Here is a 17334-nt window from a genome sequence, read left to right on the forward strand (position 1 = left end):
ATACCGAAGGGAGTAGATGTTCAGCCGCTGTGGGGCTTCCGGCGAATCAGCTAAAAATCTGAGAACACTGTAAACTTATTTAAAACTAAATAAGTATTCGGGAGTATAACTTACTTTGCTCCCTTGTCAACTCCCTCATCTTTATTAATTTATTCAGAATTGAGACCCTAATCATGCAAGAAATTCTTTATCTAGAAGTCCCGACACCGGATACAGCAGCGGTCTGCACTTGGTTGCAGCACGAATTCGATCCCGGAATCGGAGAAAAAATTATTACTCCTGACGGTTTTCGGCTGCTGTCAACCGCAACAGCAGCCGAGGTTGTGTTGTCTGGAACTCAAAATGCCAATCCAAAACCCGCTTTCGGTAACACCAATTCACAAAACTACAATTCCCGATCGACAGAACTTTCCCTCTTTGTCTGGTCAGTACAGCGCACAACTTATTTAAAAGTCTTTCGTCTAGAAGACGCGCCCGTTGGAGAAAGAAAGTTCCTGCAAGCTCTGAATCTGGCTGTGAGAAACAAGTTTCCCGATCGCTACCCGGAACCCCCTGTCATAGACCTCTCCAAACAGTCAATTTTTGACGCTCTTGCCCCCTATTACCCCCTGACAGTCAAATACTTCCAAAAAATGCCTGAAGGCGAATACGACCTCAAGCGCGTCTACTGGTGGGAGCAGCGTTGGCGCGAAGGCACTCGCAATCCTCAAACGCCAAAACAAGTAGTGTTTTTGAAGGAAGAGGGAACAGGGAAGAGGGAAGAAGGAAGAGGGAAGAAGGAAGAAGGAAGAGGGAAGAAGGAAGAAGGAAGAGGGAAGAAGGAAGAAGGAAGAGGGAAGAAGGAAGAAGACACGATTTTGGTGTCTGATTCTGGCGATACTTTTTACGACTTAATTTATATTGGCGGGGCATTGGGAGTGATTCACGCCGCAGTCATGGCGAGATTGGGCTACCGAGTGCTGCTAGTTGAGCGAATGCCTTTCGGGCGGATGAATCGCGAGTGGAATATTTCGCGCGACGAAATTCAAAGCTTAATTGATTTGGGTTTATTTACTGCTGCGGAAATCGAAACTTTGATTGCCCGAGAATACAAAGATGGCTACAACAAGTTTTTTGATGCTAACAATCCGCCCGTTGCTCAAGCACCTGTTCTGCACACGCCGAAGGTGCTAAATGTAGCTTTGGACGGCGAAAAACTTCTCTATTTGGCGGGAGTTAAGCTAACAGAAGCTGGCGGAGAAATATGGGATGAAACGGATTTTATTAGAGCTGATGTTGAAGCGGAAAAAGTAGTATTTCAGGGTCGCCACTTGCCCACCAAAGCCGATCGCACTGCATTAGGAAGGCTGCTGGTGGATGCAATGGGTTCGGCTTCTCCCATCGCTTGGCAATTGAACGGAGGGCGGGCTTTTGAGAGCGTTTGTCCGACTGTGGGAGCAGTCATAGACGGAGGATTTGAGGCTGGGGTTTGGGATTCTGAGTACGGGGATGTGCTCTACACTCACGGCGACATTTCCCGCGGCCGCCAGCTCATTTGGGAGTTATTTCCCGGCGCTGGCGGAGAACTTACAGTTTATCTATTTCACTACCATCACGTAAATCCCGAGAATCCCGGTTCTTTGCTGGAAATGTACGAGGATTTTTTCGCAATTTTACCGGAATACCGCCGCTGCGATGTCGATAAATTGGTGTGGAAAAAGCCGACTTTTGGTTATATTCCCGGGCATTTTAGCGCCAACAGCAGCGATCGAGCCGTGGCGATCGATCGCCTAATCTCGATCGGCGATGCAGCATCCCTGCAATCTCCTCTCGTTTTCACCGGCTTCGGCTCCCTCGTCCGCAATCTTTTCCGCTTAACAGACCTTTTGGATACAGCATTAAAGCACAATTTGTTGACGGCAAATCACTTAAACCAAATTCGCGCCTACCAGAGCAATGTTTCAGTAACTTGGCTGTTTTCTAAAGGCATGATGGTTCCCACGGGTCGTAGTTTGCCACCCCAAAGAATTAATTCAATTCTCAATACCTTTTTTGGTATTTTGGCAGGGCAAAAACTCGCCGTAGCCGAAACTTTTATCAAAGACAAAACCGACTGGCTAACTTTCAATCGACTGGCGATCGAAGCAGCCGGAAAAAATCCTTCTCTGCTGCTGTGGATTTTAGATTTTGTCAGTTTGGGGGATATTTGGCGCTGGCTGGGAAGTTACTTGAATTTTACTCTACTGGCTTTGGCCAGTTGGCTGTTCGGATGGCTTCCCAGCTTCGCGCGCAGGGTACAACCTTGGTTGGAACCCAGGTATCCTGCTGTTTGGCTGTGGCTGTTGACTAGCAGCTATGCTCTCACCTACGGCATGGGAAAGGGGAGAAAAGAGTTTTGAGTTTTGAGTTTTGACTCAAAACTAGCAACTTCAGTGCGCTATCGAAAACTCGGCAATTCAATTTCAGCTAGCGATCGACGTTTTTTAGAAGGCCGCAGCGGACTGGCAATCAAGGTCAGCCAGTCGGGTTGTGCGACTGCTGTAGGTTTTGCCGCACTCGATCGCACTTCTTGAATGCCAAAGGTTTCAACTGAATTCACAATTTGAACAACCGGTGCCAATTCTGGGCTACCTAATTTGACAGCAGCAGTTTCGGGTTCAGACTCAGCCACCGGCAGTTCAGGTTCCGCAACAGCAGGGGCCGAGTCAGTTGCCGGCTCCTGAGGCTGGTAGGTTTCGCTCTCCTGCAATTGAATGACGGATACTTGGGCTAATTTGTTGAGTTCCAGATTTGCTGGGGATTCAGGGTCGATCGCATCGGCAGCAGCCACTGCCTCTGGATGCTCTGCTGGTTCCGACCAAGGTTGGACAGGGGAAGCGTTCAAAGCTGGCGGCAGCGGAACCTGAGAGCTTTTAACCGCGGCGAGCAAAGATTCTAATTGCGCGCTGGCGGTATCCTCTGCATTGTCAGGCGGGTAAATAATCGGTGACTTTTGCGGCATCTCCAGACTTCTTTCCAAGGCAGCTTTGAATTGCAGGGTGTGGCGCTGCTGGCGGTGCAAGCGCGATCGAAGTTCCCTGCAAAGATTTTCTGTGGTTACTAGCTGGTGTAACTGTTCGTTGTAGCGCTGCACAGTAGACGCACATTCTCGCTCAACAGTCGCTAGCCTGGCTTGGCTGGTTGCCAAATGACTTCTTAAACTCTCAACTAAAATTTCTTGACCTTGGAGGGTTTGATGGGAAATTTCCACTTTGCCAAACAGCCGCGTCAATTGTTCTTGAGTATTTTCGAGTTCTGCTGTCCGCTGTTCTAGCAAACTTTCGCGGTTCTGCAAGGTGTTTTGGGACTCTTCGAGAGCTGTTTCTAGCTGGGCGAGGCGCTGCAAAAGGTCGCGGTTGCATTCGTGCAGCGCTTGCATTAGGGTGACTGGGGTCGATCCTTTGCCCTTAGCCTCTTCCGCATTGCTAAGCAGATTTTTTAGATGATCTGAAATCGGGGGCGAGCCCGCCTCGGTCGGCTGTGTCTGAGATTGCGAATTTTTTGTTTCTGGTTTTGTGGGAATTGCATCTACGCTGATCGCGTTGGGAAAATCTACTGTTTGCCAGTCTTCTTCTGGCTGTTGGGGAACTCTTGCGGGAGTGTCTGTGGCATGGGGGGCGATCGGCTCAAAACCCCCAGCAGCAGCAAAATTTGACTGCAATGGTTCGGTATCGGATGGAACAGCAGGGTGCGGTTGGTGCTGATTGGCTCGAAGATCAGCTTCTGACATGGCTTTTTATCCCAATAGTCACAGGGTCTCAGATACAGTCTATCGTTATACTTTCTCCAGAAGGAAGCCCCTAAGTGATAGTTTTTGTCATTTTTCCTGTTTTTTGGGACTATAGCCTCTGAATCGAGTGGCGCGATCGAACTATATGGGAATGGACAAGTCCGATGGAAGTCGGAAGAAGGGAGAAGGAAGAAGCAATAAAATCAAGGGTTTGAGCAATTAAGAACGTCCTAACCGTTTTGGCGGTTGCGCTATACAACCGGAACTCAAATTAAGGCGTAAGATTCGCCCACCACCGCCCTGGGGATGTGACTTTTTCGCCGCGAGTCCTATCAAAATGATTTTTCCCCATGTCTAGTAGCAGTTTCAAAAAATGATGCAACTGTGGGGGGGCGATCGAAACCCATACAGAATCAGTTATTCCCAATTCTTTAATTTTTTAGTCTCACATAGTATAATTTACCGTTTCGGCATCCGTGCGATCGCCTAAGCTTTAACAACTGCAAAATGTTTGTCAATGATTGCTGGAACCTCTGCCGGTGCAATGCGGCTGTAGCGAGTTTTGTCCGGCATCACAACTATATTTGGGCCCGCTTTACACTGTTTGAGACATCCGGTTCCCTGAACAGTCACTTGGTCTTCTAAACCGCGCGAATTCAAAGCATTTTCTAAAGCTTTACAGACTCCTCCAGCGCCCCGCTTCTGGCAGTCTGATTTTTGACATACTAATATTTTGGTTTGGGTTTTTGCCGGAGCTTTTACAGTTTGAGCTGCTGTGGGAGAGGTGAATTCGCTTTTGGCGATCGCGCGATCGTCGGATGTCAATACCGCAACAGGCCCATTAGTGGAGTCGAGCAGTTCTGGCGAGCGATCGTCGTTGCCCTGAGCCAGCTTGAGGCTGCGAGCTTTAAGTTTTATTTTACCGTTTTTCAAATTGAGTTCTTTCTCACCTACAACTTGAACTTTCAACCCGGGCGTCAAAACAGGTAACAGAAATGACCGCAATTCCTTGCAAAGTTTAACAAGATATTCTACTCCCCGATCGCTGCTAATTCGCAAATATTTAAGTTTGCAACCATCTTCAACAATCAGGCCGAGGATTTCTCCCTCTAAACTGAATTCGGAAACTTGCTTGCCAGATTTATACATTGTTATGACTCCTTTAAATCGGTTACATCCGTTCCATGTTGTACACTGTTCGTTGCCGAACTTCTTTCTACCTTTAGCTTATTTGCCAGCAGCACTCCAGCCACTGCACCAGTTCGCCCCGAGGGGCACTGACTTGCCTTAACACGCTCGTTAACTGAGCAGCTTGTTTGACAGTGTTGACTTTTGCCCGCAAAGGTTGGTCAACCGCACACCAGCAGGGAATTTCTAGTTCTTGCAAGCGTTTGTAAACTTGCCACCTATCTAGCCAACTAACTTGCACAATGTCACAAACTTCTAATTCTGGATCTGCTGGATTCATTTTTTGACAACAGTAATAATTTGCATTAATTTTTACCCTGACTGGTAGCGGGCAGAAGTTCAAAGCCAGATTTCAGAAGAAAGTCAAGGATGGTCAAAAGCCCTTCCTGAAAAATTCTGCCTTCTGCCTTCTGCTTTCTGCCTTCTGAAGGTTCGCCCCACTTTCAGGAAGCGTTCAGAACGAGGATCTTTTTAAAGCATAACCCAACTGCTAATTATTCTCAATAGGTTTAGAAAAAAAATTTCATACTCTACAATATCTTCCACTATCGAGGCAGACCCTGCTTGACTGGTAAATTTACAGTGCTACACTGACTCTATTGGCAACAAAACTGCCTATTGAGAGGAGAACACACATGGCTGAGACTCAGAGTGCATTGAGACCGTTTGGCCACATAGCTGAAAACCCAATTTTGTTGGAACATTCAGTCACAGCACCGGTTTGTGAAGGGATGAACGCGCTGCTGGCGAGTTTTCAGGCTTTATACCTGCAATATCAAAAACATCATTTTGTGGTGGAAGGGGCAGAATTTTACTCCTTGCACCAATTCTTTCAAGAAAGCTACGGAGAAGCTCAAGATAGCGTCCACGAGTTGGGCGAACGGTTGAACGGATTGGGCGGCATACCGGCAGCGGGTTTTAGCAAGTTAGCCGAACTGTGCTGTTTCGAGCCGGAACCAGACGGCGTGTATTCTTGCCGCCAAATGCTGGAACACGATTTGACTGCGGAACAAGCTATTATCAGTTTGCTGCGCCGTCAAGCAGGACAAGCAGAAAGTTTGGGCGATCGAGCTACGCGCTACCTCTACGAAAAAATCCTGCTAAAAACAGAAGAGCGAGCTTATCACATTTCCCACTTCCTCGCACCGGATACCTTAGTGCAATTGAACTTGAACTAACAATTCATCTTCTTCCTCTTCCTTGGCGCCCTTAGCGCCTTCGCGATTCGTTATGTAAGATCTAAAAAAAAAGCGAGCAGTTTTGTGACTGCCCGCTTTTTTATACAAAGTGCGTTTACACCCAGGGAATTAAGGCGCTAAAGCATTGCCCCGCAACAAGCTACCAATGGTTTTGGCGGTAATCTTCATCTGAATGAAGGGATTGGCCGGTACCACGGTTTTATACAAATAGCTATCGAATGTGAGCTTCTGCACGTCGCGATCGGCACACATTTCCACAAAAGCTTCGCGAGTCGCATCGGAACGGTAGAACACGCGCTGCAAAATGTCCAGAACTTTGTAAGTAATGCCGTAGGCTTTATCCCAGCGCTTCAGGTAAATCTTAATTTCCTCTTCTGTCGGAATGCGCGCGCCTTTATTGGAAATCTCCACAATAGTTTCGGCGCACATCCGGCCAGACTTGGCGGCAAAATAGATACCTTCGCCGGAAGACTTGGTAACGTAACCTGCAGCGTCGCCTACGAGAGCAACTCGGCCGACAACCCGGCGGGGACGCGGATGTTCCGGGATAGGGTGAGCTTCCACTTTAATAATCTCACCGCCCATCAATTTTTTGGCAGCGCGGGCGCGGATGCCTGCTTGCAGCTTTTTGATACTGGCTTGATTGACTTTCATCGTGCCGGTGCCGACGGCTACGTGGTCGTATTTGGGGAACACCCAAGCGTAGAAGTCGGTAGATACGTCATCGCCGACGTACATTTCGGCTAAGTCGTGGTAGTAAGCCATTTTATCTTCCGGCAGGCGGATGCGTTCTTGGAAGGCGATCGCATAATTGTAGTCGCCAGCGTCGATCGCCTTTGCTACGCGGGAGTTAGCGCCGTCAGCCCCAATTACCAAATCCACTTTCAGAGTTTTCTGAATTCCCATGGCGCTGCCGTCGGAGTGGTCGGCATAGTGGAGAGTGTAGGGGTCTGTATTGTTGCCGGGAATTTCTAATTTGTGAACGGTGCCGTTAATCAATTTTGCACCCAAGGAAGCGGCGCGATCGCGCATGAAGCCATCAAGCACTTCGCGGCGGCACATACCGATGTATTCGTGGGCGTTTTCAATATTGATGTCCACCTCGACATTGGAGGGGGAGATCATTTTCATTTTTCTGACTTGGCGGTCTATGATGCTTTGCGGCAAGTCAAATTCGCTGACCATGCACAGGGGAATTGCCCCGCCACAGGGTTTGGCATTGTCTAATTTACGCTCGAATAGGTATGTTTCGATGCCTGCTTTTACCAGTGTTTCGGCGGCGGAAGAACCCGCAGGGCCTGAACCTACTACTGCAACCCTTAGTGTCAAAGCTTTTCTCTCCAGTTTTTTACTATAGGCATTACTCAGGTGTGATGGTATCACGGAGTTTGGATGCGGTGGGGGTATGGGGGAGAGATTTCAATGAAATGAAACAGACCTTAACAGTTCGATACGAAAAGGGGGTCTGGGGCGATCGTTTCGATCGAAGATCTTAAATTTTTAACCGCAGATGAACGCGGATGGACGCGGATGTGCGCTGGTGTGCGCTGGTGTGCGATCGAACATTTTGTAATACAGTCAAGAACAGGCCCAACCCCTACTCCCCACAAACAGTGAATTTTCTGTTTGTGGGGAGTAGGGGTTGGGCCCCAGAGCCCGCCCGGACATGAACAGGCCCGACGGCCTGTGAAGCGAAGAATGAATTTTCTGCTTGTGGGGTGGGCATCTTGCCCGCCCGCAACAGGTTGGAAGCAGTCCAATAAGTTACATTAAAGTTACTTGCACTTATATCTAAAATTCTTATGCTCGGTAACTTTCAACAAAGCAACCTGCGGATTGAGCTTGAAGCTTCCGAAACAGCCATTAGAGACAGCTTGTTGCGTCCGAGTCAATTGCAGCAGTGGTTGTGGCCGCAGCAGTTGTCTAGCGGTTTGCCGGAAGAATTTTCTCAAGGTTTGACCTTTACGAGTTGGTTGGGCCCCGTGGCAGTTCAGCATCAAGTTGATATTGCTGAGCACAATTGTCTCCGGCTGTTATTGAGTCAGGGAATTGACGGATTTCATGAGTGGTATTGGGGCGACGGTTGGGTGCAGTCTCGGTTAGAGGGAGTGTCGCTGCTGCCGCTGAATTTGGGGCAAACGGCTAGTTTACTGCGGCTGCGCGAGTTTGTAGCCGGGAAGGGTAGGCGGAAGTAGGAAGTAGATCAAAATCATCTAAGAGCTTATCAAATGCAGTGACCCGACTGTTTCCCACCTGAGTGCCCCCCAAACGACGCTAAAGAGCCGTGCGATCAAGTTTACCGCCTGATTCAACAAGATTCTGCCACGGCTGATGATTTTTTGACAGTCCATTTCTTCCTAGGTTTTTCTCTACTAAATTCTAATATTTTCTGAGAAACAGGGTTTCTTTATGTATCGCTACGGCCAGGCCAGAAACCCGGTTTCTTGGTTAATTTTTCGCTACCAAACCCAGGATTATTTAGAGAAACCGGATTGATGAGTGTAAGTCCTATTTCAGGTTATCGCTACTGTGCCGATAACTTTTTTATTTGGTTAAGAGCATCTTGGTAATCACTTCTGCTTCTTGTTTGTTCATTGCAGTTAGCGGCTTTGTCTATTTGTTTATTACAGTAATAAGTGGCTCGGTTTGTTTGTTTATTGTAGAAGTAAGCGGCTTTTTGATAATCGGAGATCGCCTCTGCTTTTTTCCCTTGGGCAGACTTGGCTAAGCCCCGCTTTTTGTAGGCCTCAACATAATCGGGTTCAAGGTCTATCACCTTAGTATAATCGGCGATCGCGTGTTCTTTTTTCCCCATGTCATACTTGGCATTACCCCGACTGTAGTAGGCATCAGCATATGTGGCACTAATGTCTATCGCCTTAGTATAATCCGTGATCGCCTCTGCTTTTTTCCCTAGAGCAGACTTGACATTACCCCGACGAACGTAAACAGGAGTATATTTGGGCAAAATGTCGATCGCCTTATTAAAATCTGCGATCGCCTCTGCTTTTTTCCCTAGGTTATCCTTGGCTATACCCCGATAGAAGTAGACATCAGCTTGGTTGGGATTAAGGTCGAGCGCCTTAGTATAATCCGCGATCGCCTCTGCTTTTTTCCCTAGGGTAAACTTGGCATGACCCCGACCGGAGTAGGCATCAGCATTCTTTGGATTCAACTCGATCGCCTTAGAATAATCAGCGATCACCTTCGTCTCTTCTCCCAGGATAGAGTATAACCACCCGCGATTGTAGTAAGCGTCAGCATGGTTGGGATTCAGCTCGATCGCCTTAGAATAATCATTAATAGCCTTCGTTGTTTCCCCCTGCTGATAGTAGGCAAAACCCCGCTTGTAGTAAGCATCAGCATTCTTTGGATTCAAATCTTGGCTCTCCGGCTTACTAGCTTGAGTCGAAGTATCGGGAGCCGAAGTTGTCGTGGAACAGGCGGCCATCCCAAACAGGGTCAAAACGACAGCCATAAGAGGTGCGATCGTAATTCGTTTGGGCATCAGAATCTTACAGGGGTACTCCTCTGGATTTTATCATGGTTTATCGACCGGACATGATATGATACCAATTTTTGATTACTATAGTATTGCACCCAGCGGGGCGACACCCCCGTGACTCTGACAATCCGGGTTCAAGATATTTTTTCTAGTAAAAGCCGATCAATCAATTCTGTGGTTTCTTCTGAAATCGTTTGATATCTGGGGTTTTGAACAAACTGCCTGCGACCATCTATAAACTTAAAGTTTTGCTTACCGCTGTGGGTGTGCCCATTTTTAACGATGTTTGAAAAACCGCAAGGGGGACAATTTATGGAATTGAGAATTAACAAGGCTTAGATAAGTAGGCATTATAACTCCTTACCCTGAGTCTGCCAGACCACCTGAAAGCCACTTCGCTGCCGAAAAACTAAGAGTGTGTTATACAAACATAATTTGTTCCTTTCTAAAGCGATATTCTCGACGCAACTAACCGGGTGTGTTTTGACTGCAGGTTAATTATTACCAGAAAAATAAATATGCTCTCCATTCCAGGTATTGCCGTCCAGAAGCTGCTTTACGAAAGTGCCAACTCTCTGGTTTACCGGGCCCTTCGGGAAGCGGATCACCAACCGCTCATCCTCAAACTGCTCAAAGAAAGCTACCCCACGCCTCAAGAATTGCTACGCTACCGCACCGAATACCGTATCACCCGAGAGCTGAAAGAGGCGGGAGTCGTGCAAGTCTATGACTTGCAAAAATACCAAAACAGCCTCGTGATGTTTGTGGAGGACTTTGGCGGGGAATCGTTGAAAATATGGATGCAGCAGCGAAAGTTTAGCCTCAATGAGTTTCTCCTGCTGGCTATTGCCACCACTGAAACTTTAGGGCAAATTCACAGCGCCAATATTATCCACAAGGATATTAACCCTTCTAATATAGTATTCAATCCAGCGACGGAGCAGATAAAAATTATCGACTTTGGCATTTCTACTCAGCTAACGCGAGAAACGCCGAGCCTGAAAAACCCCAACATTTTAGAAGGCACTCTCGCTTACATATCGCCGGAACAAACTGGTAGGATGAACCGCGCTCTCGATTACCGCACTGACTTTTACTCGCTCGGCGTCACCTTCTATGAATTGCTGACAGGAAAGCTGCCTTTTGAAACAGAAGATCCTTTAGAGTTGGTTCACTGCCACATTGCCAGACAGCCATTACCCCCGCACCAAATCGAGCCAAAAATTCCCCGAATTGTCTCCCAAATCGTCAGTAAAATGATGGAAAAAAATGCGGAAAACCGCTATCAAACTGCCTTGGGATTGAAGCATGATTTAGACACTTGTCTCGTTAAATTACAAGCAACTGGTAATATCGATCTGTTTGCATTGGGAACGCTGGATATTACGGATCGTTTCCTGATTCCCGAAAAACTCTACGGCAGGGAAACTGAAGTTTTTAATCTATTAGCTGCCTTTGAAAGAGTCCGTAATGCTAGTACCGAAATGATGCTAGTAGCTGGGTTTTCTGGGATTGGTAAAACCGCAGTAGTGAACGAAGTGCATAAGCCGATCGCACGACAGCGCGGCTATTTTATTAAAGGCAAATACGACCAATTTCAACGCAATATTCCCTTCAGTGCATTTGTGCAAGCATTTCGGGAATTAATGGGGGAATTATTATCAGAAAGTGACGCTCAGTTACACATATGGAAAACCCTGATTCTCGCAGCAGTAGGCGATAGCGGGCAAGTGCTAATTGAGGTGATACCTGAGTTAGAACGCATCATTGGCGCTCAAAGTCCTGCGCTAGAACTGTCGGGGAGCGGAGCGCAAAATCGCTTCAATCTGCTGATGCAAAAGTTTGTGCAAGTATTTACTACTGCCGAACATCCATTAGTGATATTTTTGGATGATTTGCAGTGGGCGGATTCGGCATCTTTGAAATTGCTACAACTGTTGATGGAGGATACGGGGCATCTGTTAGTATTGGGTGCTTATCGGGATAATGAAGTCTCCCCTGTTCATCCGTTTATGTTGACGGTGGATGAGATTGTGAAGTCTGGCGCAGTGGTGAACACTATTACGCTGCAACCGTTGAGTTTAGCAGATCTGAATCAGTTGGTAGCAGATACGCTGATTTGTAATTTATCCTTGGCCGCGCCCTTAACAGAATTGGTTTATCAAAAAACCCAAGGAAATCCCTTTTTCTCTACTCAATTCCTCAAGTCGTTGTATGAAGACGATCAAATTATCTTTGACTGGGATGTACGGCATTGGCAGTGCGATATCGATCGAGTTACATTTGCCGATGCCTCGGATGTGGTGGAGTTTATGGCGGCGCAATTGCAGAAGTTGCCTGCCGAAACTCAGGATGTGCTCAAACTTGCCGCGTGCATTGGGGCGCAGTTTGATTTAGAGACATTGGCAATAGTCAACGAAGAACTACCAGAACCGACGGCATCAGCGCTGTGGAAAGCCTTGCAAGAAGGACTCATTTTACTGATTTCAGAAGGCTATAACTTCATTCAAGCAGATGATATATCCCCGAATCAGTCTGTTCCTAATCCAACTTATAAGTTCCTGCACGATCGCGTCCAGCAAGCGGCTTATTCATTGATTCCCGACGACAAAAAACAAGCTACTCATCTCAAAATCGGACAGTTACTGCTACAAAATTCTTCTGACATTGAAACAGAAGAAAAACTATTTGATATTGTAGGGCATTTAAATAAAGGAATTGAGTTGATCGATCGATTAAGTGAACGCTCAGCCTTAGCCCAACTCAACTTAGAAGCGGGAGATAAAGCCAGAAGTTCTACCGCCTACGCTGCGGCAAATATCTATCTACAAACGGGAATTGAGCTACTGACACCTCAATGCTGGCAACATCAGTATGAATTGGCGCTAAATCTCTATGTTGCGGCTGCTGAAATTGCCTATTTGAATGGTGACTTTGATGGTATGGAACACATGGCAGCACTGGTTTTGCAAGAAGCCCAAACAATTTTAGATCGAGTTAAAATTTACGAAATTAAAATTGCCGCTCAGACAGCCCAGAGCAAGGTGTTAGAAACGATCGCAGTAGCAAGAGAGGCACTCTTACAATTGGGGATTGAACTCCCTGCCGAACCCGATCAAGCCAAGATTGGCAAAGCGCTACAAGCCCTTGCGGGCACCCTCGGCGACAGAAAGATTGAGAAATTGGTTGACCTACCTGTGATGACAAATCCACAGACTCAGGCAGCTATGCAACTGTCTGGTATGTTGTTTCCACCCGTTTTCCAGGGAATGCCCGGTTTGCTGCCCCTGCTGAGCTCCACGATGGTGAGTTTATCGCTCTCCTTTGGGAATGCGCCCGCATCGACGGTGGGGTATGCGATGCACGGGATGGTGTTCTGTGCCTTTTTACAAGAGGTGGAAACCGGTTATTGCTTTGGGCGACTGGCACTGAACTTGCTCGATAGGTTCAATGTACCCGAATTCAAGTCTATAATTCTGCTTTTGTTTGGTGGCTGGATTCAGCATCGCCAAGAAGCTCTTTTGGCAACGATACCGACGCTGAAAGAGGGCTATAGGTTGGGCATGGAAACAGGCGACTTTGTAGACGCTGGCTACAACATATATATTTGTTTTTATACTTATTTATTCGCTGGGGTAGAACTAGACACTTGGGAACCAGAAATAGCAGGTTACAGGGCTGTCATGGCGCAGTTGAAACAATCTTCTGCTCGGGTTTATTTGGATATGATTCAGCAGACGGTGCAAAACTTGAGGGAAACCCGTATTCGGCCGGATTTGTTAATAGGCTCTGCCTACGATGAAACGGTGATGATTCCCAAGCACTATGAGGATAATGAATTCACGGCGATCGCTTGTGCCTGCATCTTCAAACTGCTGCTTGCTTACTGCTATGGAAATTATACGGCTGCACTAGACCACATTACCCAAGTCAAACAGTATTTGATGGGAGTATCTGGATCGACTTTTGTTCCAATTTTTCATTTTTATGCCGCCCTGACGCACCTGGCACTTTTTCCCGCACAGCCAGCAATTGAGCAAACAGAAATTATTGCCTTAGTGGAAACCCATCAAAGCACGCTGCAACAGTGGGCGCAAAATGCTCCGATGAATTATCTGCATAAATGGTATTTAGTGGAAGCAGAACGGCAACGGGTGTTGGGCAATAAAGCCGAGGCGATTGAAATGTACGATCGCGCAATTGAAGGAGCCAAAGAAAACAAATATGTTAATGACGAAGCCCTGGCTAACGAACTAGCAGCCAAATTCTACGGGGAATGGGGCAAAACAAAAGTTGCTCAAGCCTACATATTTGAGGCGTATTATTGTTATGTTGAATGGGGAGCCACTGCTAAGGTAACGGATTTAGAAACGCGATATCCCCACTTATTCGCGGTAACTCAACCGGGAAGGAACAACACTCAAACTACCGTAGCAATGACAACAACTGGTTCGGGTAATCATCTAGATATCGCCGCAGTAATGAAGGCTTCTCAGGCGATTTCTGGAGAAATTATGCTAGATAAGCTACTGTCTAGCTTGATGAAAATTTTGATGGAAAATGCAGGGGCGCAACGAGGCTATTTGATTTTGTTAAGCCAGGGACAACTGTTCATTGAAGCTGAAGGGACAATCGATGACGAACTCGTCACCGTGTTGCAGTCAATCCCCGTTGAAACCTGTCAAGAACTTTCCTCCGCAATTGTCAATTATGTGAGCCGCACTCAAGAAAGCGTGGTACTGGATGATGCTGCGCGATCGGGACAATTTACCAACGACCGCCACATCCGAAAGCATCAGCCTAAATCAATTTTATGTGTGCCGCTGATTAATCAATCTCAAATCATTAGTATTGTTTACCTAGAAAATAATTTGACAGCGGGAGCTTTTACCCCAGAAAGAGTGGAAATATTAAAAGTTTTATCTGGACAAGCGGCGATTTCGATTCAAAATTCTAAGCTTTATACAGAAGTACGCGGAAATGAAAGCAGGCTGGCTCAACTCAACAAAGCTTACGAGCGATTTGTTCCCCATCAATTCCTCCAGTTTTTAGAGAAATCAAGCATCATTGATGTGGAATTGGGCGACCAAGTGCAGTTAGAAATGTCGGTGCTGTTTTCCGACATTCGCGACTTCACCACGCTTTCGGAAACTATGACGCCGGAGGATAATTTCAAATTTATCAATTCTTATCTTTCTCGCATGGAACCCGTCATTAATGAAAATAAGGGGTTTATCGACAAATATATTGGCGATGCGATTATGGCGCTGTTTAGCGGTGAGGCGGATCATGCGGTGAAAGCGGGAATTGCTATGCTGCACAGTCTCGCTGAATACAATGAATACTGCGCTAACTCGGGCTGTGCGCCGATTCAGATTGGAATTGGCATTAATACGGGTTCTTTGATGCTGGGAACGGTGGGAGGACCAAATCGCATGGACGGGACTGTCATCAGCGATGCGGTGAATTTAGCTTCTCGCGTGGAAAGTTTGACGAAAAATTATGGGGTTTCTCTATTAATTACCCAGCCAACTTACTCGCGCCTAAAAAATCCATCCCAGTACGGAATCCGCACTCTCGACACGGTAAAAGTCAAGGGAAAATCCGAAGCTGTGACGGTTTATGAGGTGTTTGATGCTGACCCGCTAGCAATGAAAGAGGGCAAGTTAGCTACGCTGAAATTGTTTGCAGAAGCTAGGGCGATTTACTCGGAAGGGAATGTGGCTGAAGCGGCGTGGCTGTTTTCAGAGTGTTGGCGTCAGAATCAGGGCGATCGCGTTGCTAAAATTTATTGGGAACGCTGTCAGTCTGCATTGGGGACTCGCAAAAAAATCAAAGACAGGCTACACAATTTAAATTAAGCGGTTGCTATAGCGATCCTTGCAGGAGTCGTAAATTTTTTACCCCACCCCAACCCTCCCCGAACTCGCGGGGAGTCCGTAAGAAATTCATAAATGATGGGAGGATTGCTATAGAACCCATTTGAGATCTTTGGGCAATCGAGTAAAATCAACAATATCTAGATCAAATCAAACAGGTCAGGGCTGAAAATGGGTTATTCCAGCGATGTGAGCGACAAAGAGTGGGAAATTATCGAGCCATTACTGCCCCAGAAGAAAAAAACTCGACCACCTGTGTGGACAAAGCGACAAATCCTCGATGGTATACTTTATCAACTCAAGAACGGTTGTAATTGGTCTGACTTACCCAGGGATCTACCGCCATATTCCACTGTCTTCTGGCATTACCAAAATTGGTGTGAAGACGGCGCGCTAGATCAGATCCTGACAACATTACATAGCAAGGTGCGCGGAACTTGCTCAAAAAAAACCACAGTGGACGACATTGATAATAGTTGACTCACTCATGGGTAAAAAACACTTGTAATGCTAGTGTTGAGTCGAAAGGTTTTTGTTTCTACAAATACACGCTTTGGCATCAAAAGACATCTGGCAGTGGATATCCTGGGCTTTCCTTTCTTCACTCATTGCACCAAAGCTAACATATCTGACGACCAAGGGTTGATTGAAATGTTTGAGCAAAACATCGATTATTTCCAATCTAAACCGGCTTCGCTGCCTAAGACCACTATCTTACTAGATAACGGCTATCACCCGGAAAAACTTACTCAAGCCTTGGAAGATATTTATCCCCAGATCATGACTAAGATTCAATTTGAACTCTCAGCCAAACCATCGAAAGCCGAAAAAGAGGCTAAAGGACAATCTGGATTTGTGCCTGTTGCCGCTAGATGGGTGATTGAGAGGTCAAACGCTTGGGTGGAAAGATGTAAAAGCTTGGTCAAAAACTTTGACCGTACACTGGCTCGTTCCAACGCCAAGCTCCAGCTTTGTTTTATTCGGCTGATGCTCAAACGACTAGCCACCGCGTAAAAAGATCTCAAATGGGTTCTATATACCTGACAATCAAAGCAAAAGTGCGATCGACTGCTGAGACACCCTACAAACTAGGCGATCGAAATCGGGTAGGTATGTTGTTGCGCTTTAGCGCTAAAGCGCAACAACATACGAAGTCTAAAAAGTTACTGCCTGAACTATACTGCTGGCAGTGACTCCTTTCAAGACAGCTAAATATTCCCCTGTTACCTGATACTGAATTATAGTATCGCGAACATTCGCGCCGGTTCCTTGAAAAATATTTAACTGGCTAAAAGAAAGGGGGCTAATTAAATCAATTTTGTCTTGATTGAGGGTAAAATCAGCAATCACATCAGCGGCGGAAGCGTCTGTTCCACCAGTATCGATCGCGATCGCAAACACATCAAAACCCAATCCGCCTGTGAGAGTGTCGGCACCAATTTCTCCAAATAAGTAATCATTGCCCCCGTCGCCAAACAATATATCGTCGCCATCGCCGCTGTAAATGCGATCGTTTTCCTTTCCTCCATAAATCAAGTCAATACCGCCGTCACCCTGAATAAATTCAATCCCTTGGCCGCCAAAAATAATGTCATTGCCATCACCGCCGCTGATACCGTCATCCCCTTTTTGTCCGTAAAGCAAGTCATCTCCTGCTTTGCCATGAAGATAGTCATTGCCGGGGCGTGCGTGGATAATGTCGTTTAATGCCGATCCTGTGACGCGATCGTCGGAGTCTGTCAAACCGATTACTGACTTTTGGGACAAGGTTGTGACATCGCCTAAGTTATCGTTATCGCTGATATTGACTGTGAG

Annotated in this window: 13 protein-coding genes; 6 read left to right on the forward strand and 7 right to left on the reverse strand. The window is 46.7% G+C overall.

Annotated features, from left to right (window positions below):
- Positions 1-173 precede the first annotated feature (173 nt).
- Positions 174-2378 carry a flavin-dependent dehydrogenase gene (locus tag QUA20_RS26630; RefSeq protein WP_333192702.1) on the forward strand — a complete coding sequence of 735 codons (2205 nt, stop codon included), beginning with the start codon at positions 174-176 and terminating at the stop codon, positions 2376-2378.
- 38 nt (positions 2379-2416) lie between these two features.
- Here the strand turns inward: QUA20_RS26630 and QUA20_RS26635 are convergent, their stop codons facing one another.
- From QUA20_RS26635 to QUA20_RS26645, 3 genes are all read right to left on the reverse strand, one after another.
- The gene (locus tag QUA20_RS26635; protein WP_333192704.1) at positions 2417-3748 is read right to left on the reverse strand and encodes a hypothetical protein; all 1332 of its coding nucleotides are present in this window, start codon (positions 3746-3748) and stop codon (positions 2417-2419) included.
- Between the two features lie 486 nt (positions 3749-4234).
- Positions 4235-4897 carry a (2Fe-2S) ferredoxin domain-containing protein gene (locus tag QUA20_RS26640; RefSeq protein ID WP_333192706.1) on the reverse strand — a complete coding sequence of 221 codons (663 nt, stop codon included), beginning with the start codon at positions 4895-4897 and terminating at the stop codon, positions 4235-4237.
- A gap of 73 nt (positions 4898-4970) precedes the next feature.
- Positions 4971-5216, reverse strand: a complete 246-nt coding sequence (locus QUA20_RS26645; RefSeq protein WP_172186477.1) for an Asr1405/Asl0597 family protein — start codon at positions 5214-5216, stop codon at positions 4971-4973.
- A 355-nt stretch (positions 5217-5571) separates the two neighbouring features.
- Between QUA20_RS26645 and QUA20_RS26650 the strand changes: the two genes are divergently transcribed.
- Complete coding sequence (locus tag QUA20_RS26650; protein WP_333192710.1) at positions 5572-6114, forward strand: Dps family protein; 543 nt, start codon at positions 5572-5574, stop codon at positions 6112-6114.
- Positions 6115-6243: 129 nt separating this feature from the next.
- Here QUA20_RS26650 and chlP read toward each other — a convergent pair whose 3' ends face one another.
- Positions 6244-7464 carry a geranylgeranyl reductase gene (gene chlP, locus QUA20_RS26655; RefSeq protein ID WP_172186475.1) on the reverse strand — a complete coding sequence of 407 codons (1221 nt, stop codon included), beginning with the start codon at positions 7462-7464 and terminating at the stop codon, positions 6244-6246.
- 473 nt (positions 7465-7937) lie between these two features.
- Here chlP and QUA20_RS26660 point away from each other — a divergent pair, with 473 nt between their 5' ends.
- Positions 7938-8330: a hypothetical protein gene (locus QUA20_RS26660; RefSeq protein WP_333192711.1), complete on the forward strand. Its 393-nt coding sequence runs from the start codon at positions 7938-7940 to the stop codon at positions 8328-8330.
- Positions 8331-8659: 329 nt separating this feature from the next.
- On the opposite strand, the gene QUA20_RS26665 is transcribed toward QUA20_RS26660, so the two are convergent.
- Positions 8660-9643, reverse strand: a complete 984-nt coding sequence (locus QUA20_RS26665; protein ID WP_333192713.1) for a tetratricopeptide repeat protein — start codon at positions 9641-9643, stop codon at positions 8660-8662.
- Positions 9644-9774: 131 nt separating this feature from the next.
- Complete coding sequence (locus QUA20_RS32175) at positions 9775-9972, reverse strand: IS1/IS1595 family N-terminal zinc-binding domain-containing protein (RefSeq protein WP_445304720.1); 198 nt, start codon at positions 9970-9972, stop codon at positions 9775-9777.
- Between the two features lie 186 nt (positions 9973-10158).
- On the opposite strand from QUA20_RS32175, the gene QUA20_RS26670 reads away from it, so the two are divergent.
- The 3 genes from QUA20_RS26670 (at position 10159) to QUA20_RS26675 (ending at position 16533) form a co-directional block, all read left to right on the forward strand.
- The gene (locus QUA20_RS26670) at positions 10159-15501 is read left to right on the forward strand and encodes an AAA family ATPase (RefSeq protein WP_333192714.1); all 5343 of its coding nucleotides are present in this window, start codon (positions 10159-10161) and stop codon (positions 15499-15501) included.
- 189 nt (positions 15502-15690) lie between these two features.
- Entirely contained in the window at positions 15691-15999 is a 309-nt protein-coding gene (locus tag QUA20_RS32180) for a transposase (RefSeq protein ID WP_445304721.1), read from the forward strand.
- 33 nt (positions 16000-16032) lie between these two features.
- Complete coding sequence (locus QUA20_RS26675) at positions 16033-16533, forward strand: transposase (RefSeq protein WP_333192716.1); 501 nt, start codon at positions 16033-16035, stop codon at positions 16531-16533.
- A gap of 141 nt (positions 16534-16674) precedes the next feature.
- On the opposite strand, the gene QUA20_RS26680 is transcribed toward QUA20_RS26675, so the two are convergent.
- Positions 16675-17334, reverse strand: a 660-nt coding sequence (locus QUA20_RS26680; protein WP_333192718.1) for a calcium-binding protein, incomplete at its 5' end; no start/stop codon positions are given.

Source organism: Microcoleus sp. Pol7_A1 (assembly GCF_036701085.1).
In the GTDB taxonomy this organism is placed as follows: Bacteria; Cyanobacteriota; Cyanobacteriia; order Cyanobacteriales; family Microcoleaceae; genus Microcoleus; species Microcoleus asticus.